General features: G+C 70.0%; 17 protein-coding genes. 8 read left to right on the forward strand and 9 right to left on the reverse strand.

Annotated features, from left to right (window positions below; genetic code table 11):
* Window positions 1-204 precede the first annotated feature (204 nt).
* A complete protein-coding gene (gene panB / locus D1369_RS29305) occupies window positions 205-1071 on the forward strand; it encodes a 3-methyl-2-oxobutanoate hydroxymethyltransferase (RefSeq protein WP_007381577.1) in 867 nt (288 codons plus the stop codon).
* 268 nt (window positions 1072-1339) lie between these two features.
* Here panB and D1369_RS29310 read toward each other — a convergent pair whose 3' ends face one another.
* Window positions 1340-3376 carry an NAD(+) synthase gene (locus D1369_RS29310; RefSeq protein WP_007381576.1) on the reverse strand — a complete coding sequence of 679 codons (2037 nt, stop codon included), beginning with the start codon at window positions 3374-3376 and terminating at the stop codon, window positions 1340-1342.
* 105 nt (window positions 3377-3481) lie between these two features.
* Between D1369_RS29310 and D1369_RS29315 the strand changes: the two genes are divergently transcribed.
* On the forward strand, window positions 3482-3934 hold the full coding sequence (locus tag D1369_RS29315) for a hypothetical protein (protein ID WP_202476980.1): 453 nt from the start codon (window positions 3482-3484) through the stop codon (window positions 3932-3934).
* Window positions 3935-4009: 75 nt separating this feature from the next.
* Here the strand turns inward: D1369_RS29315 and D1369_RS29320 are convergent, their stop codons facing one another.
* From D1369_RS29320 to D1369_RS29330, 3 genes are all read right to left on the reverse strand, one after another.
* Window positions 4010-5950, reverse strand: coding sequence for a S53 family peptidase (locus tag D1369_RS29320; protein ID WP_007381574.1), 1941 nt, complete (start codon window positions 5948-5950; stop codon window positions 4010-4012).
* 146 nt (window positions 5951-6096) lie between these two features.
* Entirely contained in the window at window positions 6097-6696 is a 600-nt protein-coding gene (locus tag D1369_RS29325) for a DUF305 domain-containing protein (protein ID WP_106433485.1), read from the reverse strand.
* A gap of 11 nt (window positions 6697-6707) precedes the next feature.
* The gene (locus tag D1369_RS29330; protein ID WP_007381572.1) at window positions 6708-7373 is read right to left on the reverse strand and encodes a DUF3105 domain-containing protein; all 666 of its coding nucleotides are present in this window, start codon (window positions 7371-7373) and stop codon (window positions 6708-6710) included.
* A 339-nt stretch (window positions 7374-7712) separates the two neighbouring features.
* Between D1369_RS29330 and glnA the strand changes: the two genes are divergently transcribed.
* Entirely contained in the window at window positions 7713-9074 is a 1362-nt protein-coding gene (gene glnA, locus D1369_RS29335) for a type I glutamate--ammonia ligase (protein WP_007381571.1), read from the forward strand.
* Window positions 9075-9147: 73 nt separating this feature from the next.
* Here the strand turns inward: glnA and D1369_RS29340 are convergent, their stop codons facing one another.
* From D1369_RS29340 to D1369_RS29350, 3 genes are read right to left on the reverse strand one after another with little or no spacing between them, the layout of a single operon-like run.
* Window positions 9148-9720, reverse strand: coding sequence for a dihydrofolate reductase family protein (locus D1369_RS29340; protein ID WP_007381570.1), 573 nt, complete (start codon window positions 9718-9720; stop codon window positions 9148-9150).
* Between the two features lie 42 nt (window positions 9721-9762).
* On the reverse strand, window positions 9763-10197 hold the full coding sequence (locus D1369_RS29345) for a VOC family protein (RefSeq protein ID WP_007381569.1): 435 nt from the start codon (window positions 10195-10197) through the stop codon (window positions 9763-9765).
* Between the two features lie 50 nt (window positions 10198-10247).
* Window positions 10248-10757, reverse strand: a complete 510-nt coding sequence (locus D1369_RS29350; RefSeq protein ID WP_037899762.1) for a pyridoxamine 5'-phosphate oxidase family protein — start codon at window positions 10755-10757, stop codon at window positions 10248-10250.
* Window positions 10758-11399: 642 nt separating this feature from the next.
* Here D1369_RS29350 and D1369_RS29355 point away from each other — a divergent pair.
* Window positions 11400-14387: a bifunctional [glutamine synthetase] adenylyltransferase/[glutamine synthetase]-adenylyl-L-tyrosine phosphorylase gene (locus D1369_RS29355; RefSeq protein ID WP_007381567.1), complete on the forward strand. Its 2988-nt coding sequence runs from the start codon at window positions 11400-11402 to the stop codon at window positions 14385-14387.
* Window positions 14388-14829: 442 nt separating this feature from the next.
* Here D1369_RS29355 and D1369_RS29360 read toward each other — a convergent pair whose 3' ends face one another.
* Together D1369_RS29360 and D1369_RS29365 are read right to left on the reverse strand one after the other, a co-directional pair.
* A complete protein-coding gene (locus D1369_RS29360) occupies window positions 14830-15762 on the reverse strand; it encodes a phosphatase PAP2 family protein (protein WP_118082693.1) in 933 nt (310 codons plus the stop codon).
* Window positions 15763-15857: 95 nt separating this feature from the next.
* Window positions 15858-16928 (reverse strand): LacI family DNA-binding transcriptional regulator, encoded by a 1071-nt coding sequence (locus D1369_RS29365; RefSeq protein ID WP_007381565.1) that lies wholly within the window; start codon window positions 16926-16928, stop codon window positions 15858-15860.
* A gap of 361 nt (window positions 16929-17289) precedes the next feature.
* On the opposite strand from D1369_RS29365, the gene D1369_RS29370 reads away from it, so the two are divergent.
* The 4 genes from D1369_RS29370 to D1369_RS29385 all read left to right on the forward strand — a co-directional run bounded on the left by D1369_RS29370 (window position 17290) and on the right by D1369_RS29385 (window position 22479).
* Window positions 17290-18558, forward strand: a complete 1269-nt coding sequence (locus tag D1369_RS29370) for an extracellular solute-binding protein (protein WP_118082694.1) — start codon at window positions 17290-17292, stop codon at window positions 18556-18558.
* A 125-nt stretch (window positions 18559-18683) separates the two neighbouring features.
* Entirely contained in the window at window positions 18684-19688 is a 1005-nt protein-coding gene (locus D1369_RS29375; protein ID WP_007381563.1) for a sugar ABC transporter permease, read from the forward strand.
* A 13-nt stretch (window positions 19689-19701) separates the two neighbouring features.
* Window positions 19702-20610, forward strand: coding sequence for an ABC transporter permease subunit (locus D1369_RS29380; RefSeq protein WP_118082695.1), 909 nt, complete (start codon window positions 19702-19704; stop codon window positions 20608-20610).
* A gap of 207 nt (window positions 20611-20817) precedes the next feature.
* Complete coding sequence (locus D1369_RS29385) at window positions 20818-22479, forward strand: glycoside hydrolase family 13 protein (RefSeq protein ID WP_037903243.1); 1662 nt, start codon at window positions 20818-20820, stop codon at window positions 22477-22479.
* The last annotated feature ends 7 nt before the right edge of the window (window positions 22480-22486 follow it).

Genomic DNA, 22486 nt, shown 5'->3' on the forward strand with positions numbered 1-22486 from the left:
CGTCCGAGAATAGCTCCATTACGATACGGCACCGTCTCGTATCGTTAGTAATTTACCCAGCTCTTACTCACCCGGGTGCCCGCCCGAGCCGTGCCTGAACGGTCACACCGACCACCCCTGGCCCTGGCTGGCACGAGGTGCCACCATGGAGGTGGTCCGGGGACGCCGTGAGGGCGCCTCGAGATGACGTAAGGAGCCGTTGCAATGACGCAGCTTTCGGCTGCCCACACCAAGCCCTCCGACGGCAGCAAGGCGCTGTACGGGGGCAAGGGCACGCGCCGCATCACCGTCCGGGACATCGCCCTCGCCAAGGAACGCGGCGAGAAGTGGCCCATGCTCACCGCCTACGACGCGACGACCGCCGCCGTCTTCGACGAGGCCGGCATCCCCGTGATGCTCGTCGGCGACTCGGCGGGCAACTGTCACCTCGGCTACGAGACCACCGTGCCCGTCACCATGGACGAGATGACCATGCTGTCGGCGGCCGTCGTTCGGGGCACCTCGCGCGCCCTGATCGTCGGCGACCTGCCCTTCGGCTCGTACCAGGAGGGCCCGGTGCAGGCGCTGCGCTCGGCGACCCGGCTGGTCAAGGAGGCGGGCGTCGGCGCCGTGAAGCTGGAGGGCGGCGAGCGCTCCCACGAGCAGATCCGCCTGCTCGTCGAGTCCGGCATCCCGGTCATGGCCCACATCGGCCTGACCCCGCAGTCCGTCAACGCCATGGGCTACCGCGTCCAGGGCCGCGGCGAGGAGGCGGCCCAGCAGCTGTTGCGCGACGCGAAGGCCGTCCAGGACGCGGGCGCGTTCGCCGTCGTCCTGGAGCTGGTCCCGGCGGAGCTCGCGGCCGAGGTCACCCGGGTCCTGCACATCCCGACGGTCGGCATCGGCGCGGGCCCCGAGACCGACGCGCAGGTCCTCGTCTGGACCGACATGCTCGGCCTCACCGGCGGGCGGGTCCCGAAGTTCGTCAAGCAGTACGCCAACCTGCGCGAGGTGATGTCCGGCGCGGTCAAGGCCTTCGCGGAGGACGTCGTCGGCGGCACGTTCCCGCTGGAGGAGCACTCCGTCCACTAGGGCCGACGGCCCGTCAGAGCCACAGCGGCACCACAGCGCCCCGCCGATCTTCCCCCGTCGGCGGGGCGCTCTCCTCTAGGGCCTATGGCGGAAGTGGCCTCTGCCGCGCGACGCCCGGCACGCTCCCCCAGAGGGGGCACCTCACTCGACGCACCGCCCGAAAGCCCGAGTGCGCCCAGTACGAGGGCTTCCGGGCAGCACGCCGAGAGCACGCACCGAACGCCGCGCGGCCGCCCTCCGGGCGACGAGGCCACTTTCGCACCAGGCCCTAGTCGAACCGCTCCAGATCCCGCAGCCAAGCCTTCGCCGAACTGTCCGACGGCGCCCGCCAGTCACCGCGCGGCGACAGCGAACCGCCCGCCGACACCTTCGGCCCGTTCGGCATGGCCGAGCGCTTGAACTGCGCGAACGCGAAGAAGCGCTTGCAGAACACCTCCAGCCACCGACGGATCTCCGGCAGGTCGTACGTCACGCGCTTGGCCTCGGGGAAGTTCGGCGGCCAGTCACCGCTCTTGTCGTCGTGCCATGCGTGCCAGGCCAGGAAGGCGATCTTCGACGGTCGGAAGCCGTAGCGCAGGACGTGGAAGAGCGTGAAGTCGTGCAGCGCGTACGGGCCGATCTTGGACTCGGTGGACTGCATCTCCTCGCCCGGCACCAGCTCCGGACTGATCTCGGTGTCGAGGATCGCGGCGAGGATCCCGCCGGTCTCCTCGTCGAACTGCTCGCTGCTGATCACCCAGCGGATCAGATGCTGCATCAGCGTCTTCGGCACGCCCGAGTTGACGTTGTAGTGGCTCATCTGGTCGCCCACGCCATACGTGGACCAGCCGAGCGCCAGCTCGGAGAGGTCGCCGGTGCCGAGCACGATGCCGCCGCGCTGGTTGGCCAGCCGGAACAGGTAGTCGGTGCGCAGGCCCGCCTGGACGTTCTCGAAGGTGACGTCGTAGACCGGCTCGCCGGAGGCGAAGGGGTGGTCCATCTCCTGCAGCATCAGCCGCGCGGTCGGCGTGATGTCCAGCTCGGCCGCGGTCACGCCGAGGGCCCGCATCAGCTTGTGGGCGTTGTCCTTGGTGTGGTCGCTGGTGGCGAAACCGGGCAGCGTCCAGGCCAGGATGTCGCTGCGCGGACGCCCCGCCCGGTCCATCGCACGGGCGGCGACGATCAGCGCGTGCGTGGAGTCCAGGCCCCCGGACACCCCGATGACCACCTTCGGGCCGCCGATCGCCGTGAGCCGCTGCTGGAGCCCGGCCACCTGGATGTTGTAGGCCTCGTAGCAGTCCTGGGCGAGCCGCTCGGCGTCGGCCGGCACGAACGGGAAGCGCTCCAGACGGCGCTTGAGCCCCAGGTCGCCCGCGGGCGGGTCGAGTTCGAAGGACACCGTCCGGAAGTCACCGGTGCGCGTCCGATGGGCCCGCCGGTTCTCGTCGAACGTGCCCATCCGCATCCGCTCCTGCCGCAGCAGGTCCAGGTCCACGTCGGCCACCGCGTACTCGTCGCCCAGCGGGAACCGCTCGGTCTCGGCCAGCAGCACGCCGTTCTCGTAGACCATGGCCTGGCCGTCCCAGGACAGGTCGGTGGTCGACTCGCCGAGTCCGGCCGCCGCGTAGACGTACGCGGCGAGACAGCGCGAGGACGCCGAGCGGCACAGCAGCTTGCGGTCCTCGGCCCGGCCGACCGTGATCGGGCTGCCGGAGAGGTTGACCAGCACGGTCGCGCCGGCGAGGGCGGCCTCCGCGCTGGGCGGCACCGGCACCCACATGTCCTCGCAGATCTCCGCGTGCAGCACGAGACCGGGGACGTCGCCGGCCTCGAACAGCAGGTCCACGCCGAAGGGCACGCTCGCACCGCCGACCCGGATCGACCCGCCGCGCTCGTCGGCGCCGTCGCCGATCTGCCGACGCTCGTAGAACTCGCGGTAGTTGGGCGGGTACGACTTCGGTACGACACCGAGGACCCGGCCGCGGTGCACGATCACCGCGCAGTTGTAGACCCGGTTGCGGTGGCGCAGCGGGGCACCGACGACCAGCAGCGGGAGCAGGTCGGCCGACCCGGCGACGACGTCCCCGAGCGCCGTCTCGACCTCGTCGAGCAGCGCGTCCTGGAGGAGCAGGTCCTCGATGGAGTAGCCGCACAGCCCCAGTTCCGGGAAGACGGCGACCGCGACCCCCTCCTCGGAGCACCGGCGCGCGTGACGCAGTACCGCTTCGGCGTTGGCGGGCGGGTCCGCGATGACGGTGTGACCCGTACACGCCGCGACGCGTGCGAACCCGTGCTGATAGATGGACCAGAAGTTCGAGGCAGTCACGGGATCAGTGTAATCGTCAGAGCGACGCTATAGAGGTTGGGCCAGGGCCAAGGCGTGAGGGGCCCTTACCGGTGCCCTTACTTTTGGCCTTTACCTTTGCCCTCGATGAGCGCTATGAGCGGCATGAGCGCCACGACCGGAGGCGGGACGAGCGGCATGAACGGTGACAGCCCGGACCGTACGGCGCGATGGGGCTGGTTCCTGGCCTGGCTCCTCGTGGGAGCGTGCGGCGGCATCGGTCTCGCGGCGATCCTGACGGTGGGCGCGGCCTTCGTCGTACTCGCCGTGGTGGCCGCGGTGTTGCTGCTCCGCAAAGGGCCTCGACGCGCTGTCGTGGGCGCCGTCTCAGGGCTGGCTCTGCCGCTGTTCTACCTCGCCTACCTGAACCGGGGCGGTCCGGGAGAGGTGTGCCACGCGGTGACCGGCGGGCAGAGCTGCACCGAGGAGTACACGCCGGTGCCGTTCCTCGTCGCCGGGGCTCTCCTGCTGGCCGTGGGGTTCGTGCTCCACGCGACGACCCGCCGCCAAGGACACACGGACCCGATGCCGCGAAGGTAGGCGGGACATGTACGAGGGGCCCGGTCCCGAAGGTTCTCGCCTTCGGGACCGGGCCCCAGTGGGACGTACGTCCGGTCAGTGCCGGCCGAACGACTGCACGTAACCGTTCGCGGGCGTACCCACGCCCGTCACGTCGTCGTATCCCTTGACCGCGGACAGCGAGCTGTCCTTGCCGAGGCTGCGGACCGAGGTGCTCAACCCACCGCTGGCGTCAGAGCCGTTGATGAAGTCGATGCGCGCCACCGCGAGTCCGGAGCCCGTGGGGTTGTCCGTGACGTCGTGGTACACGCGGGAGCCGAACTTGGAGTAGATCGACGGGTTGGCGAAGCCGAGCGCCTTGCCGCCGCTCGCCTGCTGCGCCAGCGCCTGCACGGCCGCGATCACCGGCGAGGCCAGCGACGTGCCGCCGATGCGGTACTCGCTGTACTGCTGCGAGCCGTCGGGGAACGTCTGCGTCTGACCCACCAGGAAACCGGTGTTCGGGTCGGCGATCGCGGAGATGTCCGGGACCACGCGGTTGCCGGCGGCGTTGTTGGCCGTGGCGAGCGCGTTCGGGACGACACCCTTCTGGTAGAAGGGCTCGGCGACCGTCTTGCTGGTGCCGCCGCCCGCGCCCGAGGTGAACGCGCCGGGGAAGTTGGTCCAGCTCTTGCCGTCCGCGGACAGCGTGGCCTTCTCGGTGCCCCAGCCGGTCTCCCACAGGTACTTGTCGCCCTTGCCGACGGCCAGCGAGGTACCGCCGACCGCCGTCACCCACGCCGAGTTGGCCGGGGTGTCGACCTGCTTCGTACCGGTGTTGGCGACCTCGTCGCCGTTGTCACCGGAGGAGAAGTAGAAGCCGATGCCCTCGACCGCGCCGAACTGGAAGACCTGGTCGTAGGCGGCCGCGAGGTCCGGCGTCTGGTTGGCCTCGATGTCGCCCCAGGAGTTGGAGACGATGTCGGCCAGGTGGTTGTCGACGACCTTGCTGAGCGAGTCGAGCAGATCGTCGTCGTAGCAGGACGCGGCACCCACGTACGTGATGTTCGCGTCCGGCGCCACCGCGTGCACGGCCTCGACGTCGAGGGTCTCCTCGCCGTACCAGCCGGCCGCCCCGCACTCCTCGGTCTTCGTGTAGTTCTTCGGCAGCACCTGCTTCAGCTGGCTGCTCTTGTAGGCCGCGTCACCGTTCTTCTTCGCGTAGGTGGCCGCGTCGAAGGCGATGGTCGGCGAGGCGTAGGCGTCGGTGATGGCGACGCGCACTCCCTTGCCGGTGTACTTGCCCGCGCCGTAGGCGGCGCGCAGCTGCTTGCCCGTGTAGCCCTTGATCGCGTACGGGATCTTCGAGCCGTATGCCTCGGGCAGGGTGCTCGCGATCTTCGAGCCGTAGTACGAGGAGAACGGCCCGGAGTTCTTGAACACGGCGTCCGGCGGCGGCAGCTGGTCCTTGCTGCTGGCCTTGTGCGGCGCGTTGTCCAGGCCGGTGACGGTCAGGACGGCACCGTCCAGAGCGGCCGGCGCGGAAGCGGCCTTGGCCGGGGCACGGTAGGTCTTCGAGCCCTTGGTGTAGTTGTGCAGCTGGGTACCGAAGGCATTCTCGGCGGCGGCTACGTCACCGGTGACGGAGACGTAGTGCTGCGAGACCCCGGTGACCTTCAGGCCCGCCGACTCCAGCCAGGACTTCACCGCGGCGACCTGCGCTTTGGTGGCGCCGAAGCGGGCCTGTGCCTGCTTCGCGCTCAGGTACTTGCCGTACGACGCGGAGGACGGGTCGGACACCGACTTCGCGTAGGCGGCGAGGCCGGCGGCGTTCTTGCCGGCGAGGTAGACCCGGGCGGAGACCTGGGCACTGTCCGAGGCCGCCCCCTTGTCTGCCTTGGCCGTGGCCCACGCGGGCTTGGTCCCGGCCAGCGTGTCACGGTTCGGGCTGTCCGCGGCGTGAGCCGCGGGTATACCGAGCGCCAGCGCGCCCGCGAGCATCGGCAGTGTCGCCGCCATGCTCACCCCGGCGCGGAATTTGGCGCGGTTGGATCTCATGGAACCCCCAAGATGCGGTTCGTCGCGAGTGATCACTCGACGGTGTGGCCACTCTTGCGACGAACCGTTCATGTCCGGGGAATGGGCATGCCAAGAAAAGCCCAATTAACCTAATGGAAAAGGCTCGTTCGAGGGTTAACCCTCTATCATCGCGGGTTCGCGCCCCGCTCCTTCAGCATCCCCGCCATCAGGTCGATCTCCGACTGCTGCGCGGCGACCATCCCCTGCGCGAGACGCTTCTCCACACCGACCGTGCACTTCTCCACACAGCCCTTCGCCATGTGGATGCCGCCCTGGTGATGGTCCGTCATCAACTGCAGGTAGAAGATCTCGGCCTGCTTGCCGTTCAGCGTGCCCAGCTTCTTCATCTCGCTGTCGGTCGCCATGCCCGGCATCAGCGAGCCCTCACCGGCCGACGGCATGTCGCCCATGTCCATCCACGTCATCGGCGGATCGGCCGACACCTTGGGCAGCTGCCACAGATCCAGCCAACCCAGCAGCATGCCGCGCTGGTTGGCCTGCGTCTGCGCGATGTCGTAGGCGAGCCGCCGCACCTCGACGTCCTTGGTGCGGTCGCGCACGATGTACGACATCTCCACGGCCTGCTGGTGGTGCACGGCCATGTCGCGCGCGAAGCCGGCGTCCGCGGACTCCGCCGACGGGGTGTCGCCCGAGCCGCCGTCCTCGGCCACGGCATAGGTGATCGCGCCCGCCGCGACGAGGACGCCCGCCACGGCCACGGCCACTCCCGCGAACCTCACTGCCCCAGACCACCCGTGCACGCCGCGCCCGGCTCGGGCGTCTGCTCGCCCTGCACGAACTTCGCGAAGAACTTGTCGACGTTCGGGTCCTTCGCCCCGGTCACGGTCCGCTGGTGGCCCCACGCCGACAGCATGATCGGGTCCTTCTGCTTGTCGTCCGGGCTCATCAGCGTGTACGGCGTCTTCTTCACCTTGGCCGCGAGCGCGTCCACGTCGGCCTTCTCGGCCTTGCTGGTGTACGTCACCCAGACCGCGCCGTGCTCCAGCGAGTGCACGGCGTTCATGTTGTTCAGCGCCTTGGTGTACACGTCACCGTTGCAGTTCATCCAGACCTGGTTGTGGTCGCCGCCGACCGGGGGCTCCATCGGGTAGCTGACGGTCTTGACGACGTGGTTGCGGCCCAGCGTGCCCTTCCAGGTCCGCACACCGTCCGAGCCCGTGACGAAGTGCCCCTTGCCGTTGCCCTTGCCGTCGGCCGCCGTGCTGTCGTCGGACTGCGACTGCACCAGCACGATGGCGCCGGCGACCAGACCGGCGACGACGACCGCGCTGGCGGTGATGGTGAGGATCCGGTTGCGGCGCTCTCTGGACTGCTCGGCGCGCCGCATCTCCTCTATGCGCGCCTTGCGTGCCGCGGTGGTGCTGTTCTTGGCGGAACCCATGAGGTGTGTCCTTCTGGGGGAAAGGGGCGGGACGGATGGTGACGATCGGTCCGCTGATCGTAGTGGGGCGGGGGTGGTTGCTCGTAGGGCGCCCACGGGAAACCGGGGCGTGCGGTGAGACGGGGTGGGCCGGGCATTACGTATGTCAGTCCGAGCAGGCAAGATGGGCGGGAGAGCAGTACATCCGCCGGACGTGAGGCGTTCACTCCCGGGTCGCCGGGACGATCAAGGTCGGCAACGCGCACGAAATGCTGTTGTGGTGTGATGCTCAGGTGCCCGACCGCCTCCTGCGGGACACGGAGACAGGCGGCCTGACCAGCAAGGATGGGGAAGCGGAAGATGGACAAGCAGCAGGAGTTCGTGCTCCGGACCTTGGAGGAGCGCGACATCCGGTTCGTACGCCTGTGGTTCACGGACGTGCTGGGCTTCCTCAAGTCCGTCGCGGTGGCCCCGGCGGAGCTCGAACAGGCCTTCGACGAGGGCATCGGGTTCGACGGCTCCGCGATCGAGGGATTCGCTCGTGTATACGAATCCGACATGATCGCCAAGCCGGACCCGTCGACCTTCCAGGTCCTGCCCTGGCGCGCCGAGGCCCCCGGCACGGCCCGGATGTTCTGCGACATCCTCATGCCGGACGGCTCCCCGTCCTTCGCGGACCCCAGGTATGTGCTGAAGCGCGCCCTGGCCCGCACCTCCGACCTGGGCTTCACCTTCTACACCCACCCGGAGATCGAGTTCTTCCTCCTGAAGGACCGCCCGCTGGACGGCTCACGTCCGACTCCGGCCGACAACTCCGGCTACTTCGACCACACCCCGCAGAACATCGGCATGGACTTCCGCCGCCAGGCGATCACCATGCTGGAGTCGATGGGCATCTCGGTCGAGTTCTCCCACCACGAGGGCGCCCCCGGCCAGCAGGAGATCGACCTCCGCTACGCCGACGCGCTCTCCACGGCCGACAACATCATGACGTTCCGCCTGGTCATGAAGCAGGTGGCGCTGGAGCAGGGCGTCCAGGCGACGTTCATGCCGAAGCCGTTCTCGGAGCACCCCGGCTCGGGCATGCACACCCACCTCTCGCTCTTCGAGGGCGACCGGAACGCGTTCTACGAGTCCGGCTCGGAGTACCAGCTCTCCAAGGTCGGCCGCTCCTTCATCGCGGGCCTGCTGAAGCACGCGGCGGAGATCTCCGCGGTCACCAACCAGTGGGTCAACTCCTACAAGCGGATCTGGGGCGGCACCGAGCGCACCGCCGGCGCCGGCGGCGAGGCTCCCTCCTACATCTGCTGGGGCCACAACAACCGCTCCGCTCTGGTCCGCGTCCCGATGTACAAGCCCGGCAAGACCGGCTCGGCCCGCATCGAGGTCCGCTCCCTCGACTCCGGCGCCAACCCCTACCTCGCCTACGCCCTGCTCCTGGCCGCCGGCCTCAAGGGCATCGAGGAGGGCTACGAGCTCCCGCCGGGCGCCGAGGACGACGTCTGGGCCCTGTCCAACTCCGAGCGCCGCGCCATGGGCATCGAGCCCCTGCCCCAGAACCTGGGCGAGGCCCTCACCCTGATGGAGCGCAGCGACCTGGTCGCGGAGACCCTGGGCGAGCACGTCTTCGACTTCTTCCTGCGCAACAAGAAGAGCGAGTGGGAGGAGTACCGCAGCGAGGTCACGGCCTTCGAGCTGCGGAAGAACCTGCCGGTGTTGTAGGGGCAGGTCAGGGCGGGTTTCCCGCTGATCGACCACGTGAGGCCGACGGTCACGGACCGTCGGCCTCGGTGCGTTACTGGCCCTGGGCCGCCTGGTAACGGGTCAGGACCACGCCGCCGGGACACGTCCGCGTCTCCACCAGGTTCAGGTTCACCCAGTTGTCCAGCGCCGTGAAGAACGGCGTGCCGCTGCCCACCAGGACCGGGTGGGTGGCGATCGCGTACTCGTCGATCAGCCCGGCGCGCATGGCCGCCCCGGCGAGCGTGGCGCCGCCGATGGTCATCGGGCCGCCGTCCTCGGCCTTGAGCCGGGTGATCTCGGCGATCGCGTCGCCGGTGACCAGACGGGTGTTCCAGTCGACCTTGTCGATCGTCGAGGAGAACACCACCTTCGGCGTGTCCCGCCAGTTCCGCGCGAACGCGATCTGCGCCGGGGTGGCGCCCGGCTGCTCGTCGCCGGTCGGCCAGTAGGAGCTCATCGCCTCCCACAGCTTGCGCCCGTACAGCGTCAGGGCACTTGCCTGCTCGTGGTCGAGCCACCACTGGAACAGCTCGTGGCTCGGCGGTCCGCTCCAGCCGATGTCGTCGCCGGCCGCGGCGATGTAGCCGTCCAGGGTGAGGTTCATGCCGTAGATCAGTTTCCGCATGGCCCAGCCTTCCTCGCCGCCTTCTCCGTAGGGCGCGAGGTTCTACTGTTCTGCCAGTTTCGACAGAACCGCGTGCAGCGGCTCCGTCTCCCTGCGCTTGTACTCCTGGATCGCCCAGCCGTTGCCGTCCGGGTCCTTGAAGTACATGAAGGTGGCGCCGTCCTGTGGGGCGAACTGGACCGGTTCGCTGACGTCCAGGCCGCGGGTGGTGAGTTCCTCGTACGCCGCCTTCGCGTCCGTCACGCACAGTTGCATGCCGTGGTACGTCCCGGGCTGCGGGGTGCCGGTCGGGACCTGGAGGCCGTCCACCAGGGCGATGGAACAGCCCGAGCCGGGCGGGGTCAGCTGGCAGATGCGGACGCCCTCCATCACCTCGCCGTCCAGATCCACGTGGAAACCGACCTTGTCGCGGTAGAACTCCTTGGCGCGGTCGACGTCCGTGACCGGCAGCAGGATGACTTCGAGGCTCATGTCCATGGCGTGACTCCCTTGTCTACGTCAGTACAGAGGGCCGTTCAGGGCCGTTCTCAGAAGCGCCACCGCGTCTGGCTGAACGGCTGTCCCTTACCGAAGCCGAAAACCGTGCGCGGCGCCACCGCATATACGACGGCGTGTCCCGGCCCGTGATGGAAGTAGCCGTCCCGCACCTCGAAACGCCAGAAGTCGCCGTACTTGGCCTCCCACGCGGCGGCCAGCTCGCGCAGCCTCGTGTCGTCCGAGACCCGCACCGCCTCGCCCTCCACCACCAGGTCGTAGCCCTTGTCCCAGATGTTGGTGCCGGTCGTCAGGGTCACGTGCGCGTTGTGCGCGAGGTTCTTCGCCTTGCGCTCCTCGGGGCCGGTGCAGAAGTGCAGCGCCCCGTGCGCCCACACGGCCGGCAACGGTGTGACGTGCGGCCGCCCGTCCGGACGTACCGTCGAGATCCAGAACAGCTCGGCGGAGGCCAGCAGTGACTCCGCGTCGGCCCAGGCGTGCGCCGTCGCGTCCGGGTCGCTGTAGCGCGTGTCGAGGTGGGTCTCGGGTTCCTTCTCGGTCATCACAACGCCTCCGGCTCGGGGAACACCCGGCCCACCGATGCGGTCCGGCTCGACATTCCCAGTCTGCCCAAGGCGTACCCCGAATGCGGGAGAAGACGACGATCTGCTCGGCCCGACGGGCGCGTCCGGCCCCGAACGCGCCCACTCCCGCCCTGGCCCCGCTCCCGCCCCGCCGCCGTTCCCGCGTCGGCGGCGTGTCTGGTTCCGGCCCTGGTCCCGTACCCGCGTCGGCCGCGCGTCTGGGTCTCGCCCCGGCCCCGTTCCCGCGTCGGGGGGCGGGTCTGGTTCTGGCCCGGCCTCGTTCCCGTCTCGGCCGTGTCTGGTTCTGGCCCTGGTCTCGTATCCGCCTCGGCCGCGCGTCTGGGTCTCGCCCCGGCCCCGCTCCCGCGTCGGGGGCGCGTCTGGCTCTCGCCCCGGCCCCGTTCCCACCGCGGCCGCGTGCCTGGCTCTCGCCCCGGCCCCGTTCCCACCCTCGCCCCGGCCCCGTTCCCACCCTGGCCCCGCGCCTTGCGCCTCACTCTCCCCTCGGCCCCCGCGCCCGACCACACCCCGCCCGAAATCCCCCCACCCGCGCGCCAGCGCTCATTCCCCGCTCTCCGGATAGGCTCGATCGACACGACCTAGATCGGACAGGAGGCCGGGATGACGGCGGCGCCGGGGCGCAGGAGCAGTACCTTCACGCGGCTGCTGCGGCACGGTTTCACCGACCCGTCGGGCGCCGAGCGACTGTTGGAGAGCGCGGAGCTGAGCGGCGTACGCAATGACCCCGTGCTCCTTGAGGCGCTCGGCGCGACCGCTGATCCCGATCTCGCGCTGCTCGGTCTGGTACGGCTCCTGGAGGCGCAGCCCGACCGGGAACTGCTCGACACGGTGATAGCGGCGAAGCCGTTCCGGGACCGGCTGCTCGGGGTGCTCGGCGCGTCCGAGGCGCTCGCCGAGCATCTCGCCCGGCACCCCGCCGACTGGCAGGCCCTCGTCACCTACGAGCCCCGCGACCTGCACCCCGGTGTCGAGGAGTTCGAGCGCGGGCTCGCCGAGGCCACCGACCCCGTCGCCCTGCGCGTCGCCTACCGGCGCTGTCTGCTGTCGATCGCCGCCCGTGACGTGTGCGGCACCACCGACCTCGCCGAGACCGCCGCCGAGCTCGCCGACCTCGCCACCGCGACCCTGCGCGCCGCCCTCGCCATAGCGCGGGCGGCCGCCCCCGAGGACGCGGCGCTGTGCCGGCTCGCGGTGATCGCGATGGGCAAGTGCGGCGGGCACGAGCTGAACTACGTGTCCGACGTCGATGTCATCTTCGTCGGGGAGGCTGTCGACGGCGCCGACGAGGGCAAGGCCCTGCGCGCCGCCACCAAGCTCGCCTCGCACATGATGCGGGTCTGCTCGGAGACGACCGTCGAGGGGTCCATCTGGCCCGTCGACGCCAATCTGCGCCCCGAGGGCAGAAACGGTCCGCTGGTGCGCACCCTCTCCAGCCACCTCGCCTACTACCAGCGCTGGGCCAAGACCTGGGAGTTCCAGGCCCTCCTCAAGGCCCGCCCGGTCGCCGGCGACCTGGAGCTGGGCGAGGAGTACGTCGCCGCCCTCGAACCCCTCGTCTGGAAGGCCGCCGAGCGCGAGAACTTCGTCGCCGACGTGCAGAAGATGCGGCGGAGGGTGGTCGAGAACATCCCCGTCGCCGAGCTGGACCGGCAGCTCAAGCTCGGCCCCGGCGGGCTCCGGGACGTCGAATTCGCCGTGCAGCTGCTGCAGTTGGTGCACGGTCGCGAGGACGGCTCCCTGCGCAGCGGCACCACCCTCAAGGCCCTGCACGCCCTCGCCGCCGGCGGCTACGTCGGCCGGGCCGACGCCGCCCAGCTCGACGACGCCTACCGCTTCCTGCGCTCCATGGAGCACCGCATCCAGCTCTACCGGCTGCGCCGCACCCATCTCGTCCCCGAGGACGAGGCCGACCTGCGCCGCCTCGGCCGCTCCCTCGGTCTGCGCGCCGACCCGGTGACCGAGCTCAACCGCGAGTGGAAGCGGCACTCCTCCGTCGTACGACGACTGCACGAGAAGCTGTTCTACCGGCCGCTGCTGGACGCGGTGGCCCAACTCGGGCCCGGCGAGATCAGGTTGAGCGCCGGGGCGGCGCGGGAGCGGCTGGTCGCGCTCGGGTACGCCGACCCCGGCTCCGCGCTCAGGCACCTGGAGGCGCTCGCCTCCGGCGTCACCCGCAAGGCCGCCATCCAGCGAACTCTCCTTCCCGTGCTGCTGGGTTGGTTCGCCGAGTCGGCCGACCCGGACGCCGGACTGCTCAACTTCCGCAAGGTGTCGGACGCGTTGGGCAAGACGCCCTGGTATCTGCGGCTGCTGAGGGACGAGGGCGCCGCCGCCGAGAACCTCGCGCGCGTTCTGTCCGCCGGGCGCCTCGCCCCGGACCTGCTGATGCGCGCCCCCGAGGCCGTGGCGCTCCTCGGGGACGGCGACGGCGGCGGGCTCGCTCGCCGCGAGCGGGCCGGTCTGGAGCAGGAGATACTGGCCGCGGTCGGCCGCGCCGAGGGCGCCGTCCAGGGCGTCACGGCGGCCCGTGGAGTGCGGCGCCGCGAACTCTTCCGTACGGCCGCCGCGGACATCGTCGGCTCCTACGGCACCGAGACCCAGCCCGCCGAACCGGACCAGGGCGCCCTGGTGGACCGCGTCGGCGCCGCCGTGTCCGACCTGACCGCCGCGACCCTCGCCGGCACCCTGCGCGCGGTCGTCCGGGAGGGCTGGGGGGACACCCTGCCCACCCGGTTCGCCGTCATCGGCATGGGCCGCTTCGGCGGTCACGAACTCGGCTACGGCTCCGACGCGGACGTCCTGTTCGTCCACGAGCCGCGCGAGGGCGTCGAGGAACGGGTGGCCTCCGAGGCCGCCAACAAGGTCGTCTCCGAGATGCGCCGCCTGCTCCAGATCTCCAGTGCCGACCCGCCGCTGCTCATCGACGCCGACCTGCGCCCGGAGGGCAAGTCTGGGCCGCTGGTGCGCAGCCTGACCTCGTACGCGGCCTACTACCGCCGCTGGTCGCTCGTCTGGGAGGCGCAGGCGCTGCTGCGGGCCGAACCGGTCGCCGGGGACGAGGAGTTGGGCCACCGCTTCGTCGAGCTCATCGCCCCCCTGCGCTATCCGGAGGCCGGCCTCGGCGACGACGCCGTACGCGAGATCCGGCGGCTGAAGGCGCGCATGGAGTCGGAGCGGATGCCCCGCGGCGCCGACCCGAAACTGCACACCAAGCTCGGGCCCGGCGGCCTGTCGGACGTCGAGTGGACCGTCCAGCTGCTCCAGATGCGGCACGGGGCCCAGGTGCCGGGGCTGCGCACGACCCGTACCCGCGCGGCCCTCGTCGCCGCACGGGACGCCGGGTTCATCTCCGCTGACGACGCCCAGGTCCTCGACGAGGCGTGGGTGCTGGCGACCCGGGTGCGCAACGCGGTGATGCTGGTACGGGGGCGGGCCGGGGACACGTTTCCGACCGAGGCGCGCGAACTCGCCGCCGTGGGCCGTTACCTGGGGTACGGGCCGGGGCACGCGGGGGACATGCTGGAGGACTACCGGCGGACGGCCCGGCGGGCCCGGGGCGTGGTGGAGGAGTTGTTCTACGGAGGGTAGGGGGCGTCTTCGTGCGTCTCCGTGCGTCTCCGTGTCCTCCGGCCGCGGACCGGCCAAGTCTGGGCGCCCCGTCACGAGCCGGCCGACCGAGCCGCATGTGCCGCCGCGGACCGGCCAGGCCCCATGCGCACAACGGCCCCGTCAGGCCCCATGCGCACAACGGCCCCGTCAGGCTCCAGTGCGGTGCGACCCGACTGCGCCTTGCCGCGCCGCCGCGACCCCGCTAAGCCTTGCTGCGGCGCTGGGCGCGCCCGTCCGCCCCGTCACGAGCCGGCCGACCGAGCCGCGATGTGCCGCCGCGGACCGGCCAAGCCCCATGCGCACAACGGCCCCGTCAGGCCCCATGCGCACAACGGCCCCGCCAGGCCCCCATGCGCAACGCTCCCGCCAGGCCCCAGTGCGGCGCGACCCGACTGCGCCTTGCCGCGCCGCCGCGACCCCGCTAAGCCTTGCTGCGGCGCAGGGCGCGCAGGGCGCGCAGGGCGCGCAGGGCGCGCAGGTCCCGCACGGGCCTCGGCGGCGCGTACGGCACCTTCGGCAGCGCGTACGGCAGCGCCCCGTACCAGAGCCACGCCACCGTGTAGCCGAACATCAGGCACAGGGCGCCGCCGACCGCGTCGAGCCAGAAGTGGTTGGCCGTGGCCACGATGACCAGGAGTGTCGCCGCCGGGTAGACGAGGCCCAGGACGCGCACCCACGGCACCGACGCCAGCGCGAAGATCGTCAGGCCGCACCACAGGGACCAGCCGATGTGCATGGACGGCATCGCGGCGTACTGGTTGGACATGTGCTTGAGGTCGCCGGAGGCCATCGATCCCCAGGTCTGGTGGACCACGACCGTGTCGACGAAGTCGCCGCCGATCATCAACCGCGGGGGCGCGAGCGGATACAGGTAGTAACCGACCAGGGCCACACCCGTGGTCGCGAAGAGCACCAGCCGGGTCGCCGCGTAGCGGCCGGGATGGCTGCGGTAGAGCCAGACCAGGACGCCGAGGGTCACGACGAAGTGCAGTGTCGCGTAGTAGTAGTTCATCCCGACGACGAGCCAAGTCACCGAGTTCACCGCGTGGTTGACGGACTCCTCGACCGCGATGCCGAGGTGGTGCTCCATCCGCCAGATCCAGTCGGCGTTGCGCAGTGCCTCCGCCTTCTGCTCCGGCACCGCGTTGCGGATCAGCGAGTACGTCCAGTAACTCACCGCGATCAGCAGGATCTCGAACCACAGGCGAGGCCGGCGCGGAGTCCGCAGCCGGCGCAGCAGACCTGGCCGGAAACCCGGCCGGTCGGCGGCCGTGAGCCGGTCGGCGGCCGTGAGGGAGTCCGGAGCGGCCGCATTCCCGCGGTCTTCCAGACTGGTCACGGTCGAGTCACCCATAGACACAAAGTCTGCCAGAGACGCCTTACCTCACCGATCATCCCCCGGTCGGGTTCGGGTCGCATGTCCTACGGCGGGAAGACTGCCCCGTTCTCCTACCGGCGCACTGCGGAAAGCCCGGTTTCTCCACCCTGAGAACGACCGCGTTCCCCAGGGGCCGAAGCCGTCGAACCCCGTACCACCAGCTCGGGCATGAACACGAACTCGCTGTGCGGCGCGGGCGTTCCGCCGATCTCCTCCAGCAGGGTCCGTACCGCCGCCTGTCCCATGGCCGGCACCGGCTTGCGGACCGTCGTCAGCGGCGGGTCGGTGAAGGCGATCAGCGGGGAGTCGTCGAAGCCGACGACCGACACGTCCCGGGGGACTTCCAGGCCCCGCTGCCGGGCCGCCCGTATCGCACCCAGCGCCATCATGTCGCTCGCGCACACCACCGCCGTGCAGTCACGGTCGATGAGGGCCGTCGCGGCCGCCTGACCGCCCTCCAGGGTGTAGAGCGAGTGCTGGACGAGGTCCGCCTCGACGGTCGCCGCCGCCAGACCGAGCAGGTCCTGCATGGTGCGAACGAAGCCCTCGATCTTGCGCTGGACCGGCACGAAACGCTTCGGGCCGAGCGCGAGGCCGATCCGCGTGTGCCCCAGCGACACCAGATGGGTCACCGCGAGGGCCATCGCCGCGCGGTCGTCGGGGGAGATGAACGGCGCCTGCACCTTCGGCGAGAAACCGTCCACCAGCACGTACGGCACGCCCTGCGCCCGCAGCTGCTCGTAGCGCTGCATGTCCGCCGAGGTGTCCGCGTGCAGCCCGGAGACGAAGATGATGCCCGCCACGCCCCGGTCGACGAGCATCTCGGTGAGCTCGTCCTCCGTGGAGCCACCCGGGGTCTGGGTGGCGAGGACCGGCGTGTACCCCTGCCGGGTCAGCGCCTGGCCGATCACCTGGGCCAGGGCCGGGAAGATCGGGTTCTCCAGCTCCGGGGTGATCAGGCCCACCAGACCCTCGCTGCGCTGCCGCAGCCGCACCGGCCGTTCGTAGCCCAGCACGTCGAGTGCGGCCAGCACGGACTGGCGGGTGGTGGCGGCGACCCCCGGCTTCCCGTTGAGGACGCGGCTGACGGTCGCTTCGCTCACACCCGCCTGAACAGCGATGTCGGCTAGCCGTGTGGTCACGGCACCGGACTGTACCGGCCGTATCGTCATCGCGGTCCCTCTGTTCTGGTCGGTGCACCTTGCCCCGCAAGGGGATGATTCCCGTCCGGGAGGAAGATGGCAAGAGCTTGCAGAGTCTTGCACAACCCGTAGTCGTCCCGCTCAGCCCCGTAAAACAAGGGTCTCGCGACGGTCGACAAGGGGTCACGGCGGGGTAACTTCCGCTGCCCCTTGCACTTTTTTTCTGCAAGGTCTTTCGCAAGTCTTGCATCGCTGTTACGTTCCCACTCGCCCGGCGGCCGCAACGGCGCAGTCGGCAGACAGGGACGGCAGACGGGGCCTGTCCCTGCATCTCACGGGCTTTCACCCTCAAGGAGAACTCATGCGGCGTGGCATAGCAGCCACCGCGCTGGTGGCGTCTTTCGCCCTCGCGGCGACGGCCTGCGGCGGAAGCGACAGCGGCGACAAGGCCGACGGTCCGGTCACCATCACCTGGTGGGACACCTCCAACGCCACCAATGAGGCGCCGACGTACAAGGCCCTGATCAAGGACTTCGAGGCCGCCAACAAGAACATCAAGGTCAAGTACGTCAACGTCCCGTTCGACCAGGCGCAGAACAAGTTCGACACCGCGGCCGGCGCGAGCGGCGCCCCGGACGTGCTGCGCTCCGACGTCGGCTGGACCCCCGCCTTCGCCAAGAAGGGCTACTTCCTGCCGCTCGACGGCACCGAGGCCCTCGCCGACCAGGCCAAGTTCAAGCCGAACCTGATCGAGCAGGCCCAGTACGACGGCAAGACCTACGGCGTCCCCTTCGTCACCGACACCCTCGCCCTGGTCTACAACAAGCAGCTCTTCGAGAAGGCCGGCGTCGAGGCCCCCAAGACCTGGGACGACCTGAAGACCGCTGCCGCCACGATCAAGGCGAAGACCGGCGTCGACGGCTACTGGGGCTCCACCGCGGCCTACTACGCCCAGCCGTTCCTCTTCGGCGAGGGCACCGACACCGTCGACGCCTCCGCCAAGAAGATCACCGTGAACTCGGCCGCCGCCAAGAAGGGCTACGGCACCTGGCTGAGCCTCTTCTCCGGCAAGGGCCTGCACAAGGCCGACACCACCGCCGACGCCTACGCCCACATCCAGGACGCGTTCGTCAACGGCAAGGTCGCCGCGATCATCCAGGGCCCGTGGGAGATCACCAACTTTTACAAGGGCTCCGCGTTCACGGACAAGTCCAACCTCGGCATCACCACCGTCCCGGCCGGCTCCGCCGGCAAGGCGGGCGCCCCGACGGGCGGCCACAACCTCTCGGTCTACGCCGGCTCGGACTCCGCCCACCAGAAGGCGGCCGAGAAGTTCGTGGGCTTCATGACCTCCGCGAAGTCGCAGACGCAGATCGCGCTGAAGAACTCCACGCTGCCCACCCGCGACGACGCCTACACCGCCGAGGTCAAGGCCGACCCGGGCATCGCCGGCTACCAGACGGTCCTCGCCTCCGCCCAGCCGCGCGTGGCCCTGCCGGAGTACAGCTCCCTGCTGACCCCGCTGGACACCGAGCTGCTCAAGATCGCCGGTGGCAAGGAGTCCCTGGACAAGGGCCTGGGCAACGTCGAGACCGCCATCGCCAAGCTGGTGCCGGACTTCAGCAAGTGAGCCCGCGTGGCCGCCGGATCCCCCGGTCATCGGGGGGAGGGATCCGGCGGCCACCGGCCCGCGCCCGGCGGACCGCGTCGCCCAGCCACTTCTCAGAGCCGCAGAACTTCCAGAAGGTGTCGAACATGACAGTCGCCATCGACCGCGCCACCGGCAAACGCCACGGTGACCGCGCGCCGCGGCCCGGGCTGGGCCAACGTCTGAAGCACGGCTACCAGAAACACTGGTACGCCTACGCGATGATCGCCCCGGTGGCGGTCGTCCTCGGTGTCCTCGTGCTCTACCCCCTGGTCTACGGCGTCTACCTCACGCTCACCGACGCCAACAGTCTCAACACGGCCCGCACGATCGGCGTCAACCACATCGACGCCACCTACAAGTTCATCGGCCTGGACAACTACGCCGACATCCTGTGGGGCGACACGGCCTACGACCGCTTCTGGTCGCACTTCATCTGGACCGTCGTCTGGACGGCCCTGTGCGTCGCCCTGCACTACTGCATCGGGCTCGGCCTCGCGCTGCTGCTCAACCAGAAGCTGCGCGGCCGCACGCTGTACCGGCTGATCCTGGTGCTGCCCTGGGCCGTACCGACCTTCGTCACCGTCTTCGGCTGGCGCTTCATGCTCGCCGACGGCGGCATCATCAACACCGTCCTGGACGCGTTGCATCTGCCGAGTCCGGCCTGGCTGGAGGACACCTTCTGGCAGCGGACCGCCGCCATCATGGTCAACACCTGGTGCGGAGTGCCGTTCATGATGGTCTCCCTGCTCGGCGGACTCCAGTCCATCGACGCCTCGCTGTACGAGGCCGCGGAGATGGACGGCGCGAGCGCCTGGCAGCGGTTCCGGTACGTCACCCTCCCGGGCCTCAGAAGCGTCAGCTCCACCGTCGTGCTGCTCGGCATCATCTGGACGTTCAACCAGTTCGCCGTGATCTTCCTGCTGTTCGGCAACACCGCGCCGGACGCGCAGATCCTCGTCACCTGGGCCTACTACCTGGGCTTCGGACAGCAGCCGCGTGACTTCGCGCAGTCGGCGGCGTACGGCATCCTGCTGCTGGCCATCCTGATCGTCTTCACCTCCTTCTACCGCCGCTGGCTGAACCGCAATGACCAGCAGCTCGCGATCTGAGGCAGGAGTTCCCATGAGTACGACCACTGTCGAGACCTCCGCCGCGGTGTCCCGGACCGCGCCCGCGCAGGCGCCCGGACGGATCCGCCGCCGCGGTGACAAGAGCCTCGCCGGCTCCCTCGTCTCGCACGGCATCCTGATCGTCGCGAGCCTGATCGCGCTGTTCCCGATCCTCTGGCTGGTCTTCCTGTCCCTGGGCCCGGACAAGGACGACTACCTCCACCCGGGCGGCATCTGGAAGAAGATGACGTTCGACAACTACTCGTTCGTCCTCCAGCACACGGCCTTCTTCGACTGGCTGAAGAGCTCGCTGATCGTCTCGCTCGGCACCACGGTGATCGGCGTACTGATCGCCGCGACCACCGGGTACGCCGTGTCCCGGATGCGCTTTCCGGGGTACCGGAAGTTCATGTGGGTGCTCCTGGTCACCCAGATGTTCCCGGTAGCCGTACTCATGGTGCCGATGTACCAGATGCTGTCGGACCTCCAGCTCATCGACAGCTATCTTGGGCTCGTCCTCGTGTACTGCACGACCGCGGTGCCCTACTGCGCCTGGCTGCTGAAGGGCTATTTCGACACCATCCCGTTCGAGATCGACGAGGCCGGACGCGTCGACGGGCTGACCCCCTTCGGCACGTTCGCGCGGCTGATCCTGCCGCTCGCCAAGCCGGGGCTCGCGGTCGCCGCGTTCTACAGCTTCCTCACGGCCTTCGGTGAGGTCGCGTTCGCCTCGACGTTCATGCTGTCCGACACGAAGTACACGTTCGCGGTCGGACTGCAGAGCTTCGTGAGCGAGCACGACGCCCAGCGGAACCTGATGGCGGCGACGGCGGTGCTGATCGCGATACCCGTGTCGGCGTTCTTCTACCTGGTGCAGAAGAACCTTGTCACTGGGCTCACCGCCGGTGGCACGAAGGGGTAGGGCTGCCCGATGCGGCGCCGTCGTGGCTGGTCGCGCCCACGCGGCGGAGCCGCACAGCGATGCAGCCCCGCGCCCCTGTGGGGGCAAGCCCCCACACCCCCAATACCCGAGGTGGCCGTGGTCTCCATCCGACCCCGCTGTGACCGCGGCCGCCTCGTCACTCTTCCTACCTTTGACCTGATGAACCCGTTACACATCAAGGACGCCATGAGCCAGCAGCACTCCGCCCTCGCCCCGGCCGCCCACTCCGCCGAAGCCAAGCGCAGCGACTGGTGGCGGGACGCGGTGATCTACCAGGTCTATCCGCGCAGCTTCGCCGACAGCAACGGCGACGGCATGGGCGACCTGGAAGGCATCCGCACCCGACTGCCGTACCTGCGCGACCTCGGCGTGGACGCCGTGTGGCTCAGCCCCTTCTACGCCTCCCCGCAGGCCGACGCCGGCTACGACGTGGCCGACTACCGGGAGGTGGACCCCATGTTCGGCAACCTCCTGGACGCCGACGCGCTGATCCGGGACGCCCGCGGACTGGGGCTCAGGATCATCGTCGACCTGGTGCCCAACCACTCCTCCGACCAGCACGAGTGGTTCAAGCGGGCGGTCGCCGAGGGCCCGGGATCGCCCCTGCGGGACCGCTACCACTTCCGCCCCGGCAAGGGCGAGAACGGCGAACTCCCGCCCAACGACTGGGAGTCCATCTTCGGCGGCCCCGCCTGGACGCGCGTCGAGGACGGGGAGTGGTACCTCCACCTCTTCGCCCCCGAGCAGCCCGACTTCAACTGGGACCACCCGGCCGTCGGCGACGAGTTCCGCTCGATCCTGCGCTTCTGGCTGGACATGGGCGTGGACGGCTTCCGTATCGACGTGGCCCACGGTCTGGTGAAGGCGGAGGGCCTTCCGGACCTTGGATCCCACGACCAGGTGAAGCTCCTGGGCAACGATGTCATGCCGTTCTTCGACCAGGACGGGGTGCACGAGATCTACCGCCAGTGGCGGCTGATCCTCGACGAGTACTCGGGCGAGCGGATCTTCGTCGCCGAGGCGTGGACCCCGACCATCGAGCGCACCGCGAACTACGTCCGCCCCGACGAGCTCCACCAGGCCTTCAACTTCCAGTACCTGAGCACCGCCTGGAACGCCGAGGAACTGCGCGAGGTCATCGACCGCACGCTGGACGCGATGCGCCCGGTCGGCGCCCCGGCCACCTGGGTTCTCTCCAACCACGACGTCACCCGCCACGCCACCCGCTTCGCCAACCCGCCCGGCCTCGGCACCCAGATCCGCACGGCGGGGGACCGGGAGCTCGGGCTGCGCCGCGCCCGCGCCGCCACGCTGCTCATGCTGGCGCTGCCCGGATCGGCGTACATCTACCAGGGCGAGGAGCTCGGCCTCCCGGACGTCGTCGACCTCGCCGACGAGGTCCGCCAGGACCCGGCGTACTTCCGCGGCGCGGGCCAGGACGGCTTCCGCGACGGCTGCCGGGTGCCGATCCCGTGGACGCGCGAGGGATCGTCGTACGGCTTCGGCGCGGGCGGCAGCTGGCTGCCCCAGCCGCCGGAGTGGGCGGAGCTGAGCGTGGAGGCGCAGACCGGCGACCCCGGCTCCACCCTGGAGCTGTACCGCACGGCCCTCGCCGTCCGCCGCGCCCAGCCCGGCCTCGGCGCCGGCGACGCGGTCGAGTGGCTGCGCGCGCCCGCGGGCGTTCTCGCCTTCCGCCGTGGCGAGTTCGTCTGTGTCGCCAACACCGGGGGCGAGTCGGTGACCACTCCGGCATACGGCCGTCTGCTGCTCGCCAGCGGGGAGGTCGCCGAGGTCGACGGGGACGCGAAGGTGCCGGCCGACACGACCGTGTGGTGGACGACGGCCTGAGGACGGA

Origin of the sequence: Streptomyces sp. CC0208 (genome assembly GCF_003443735.1) — a bacterium.
GTDB classification, from domain to species: domain Bacteria; phylum Actinomycetota; class Actinomycetes; order Streptomycetales; family Streptomycetaceae; genus Streptomyces; species Streptomyces sviceus.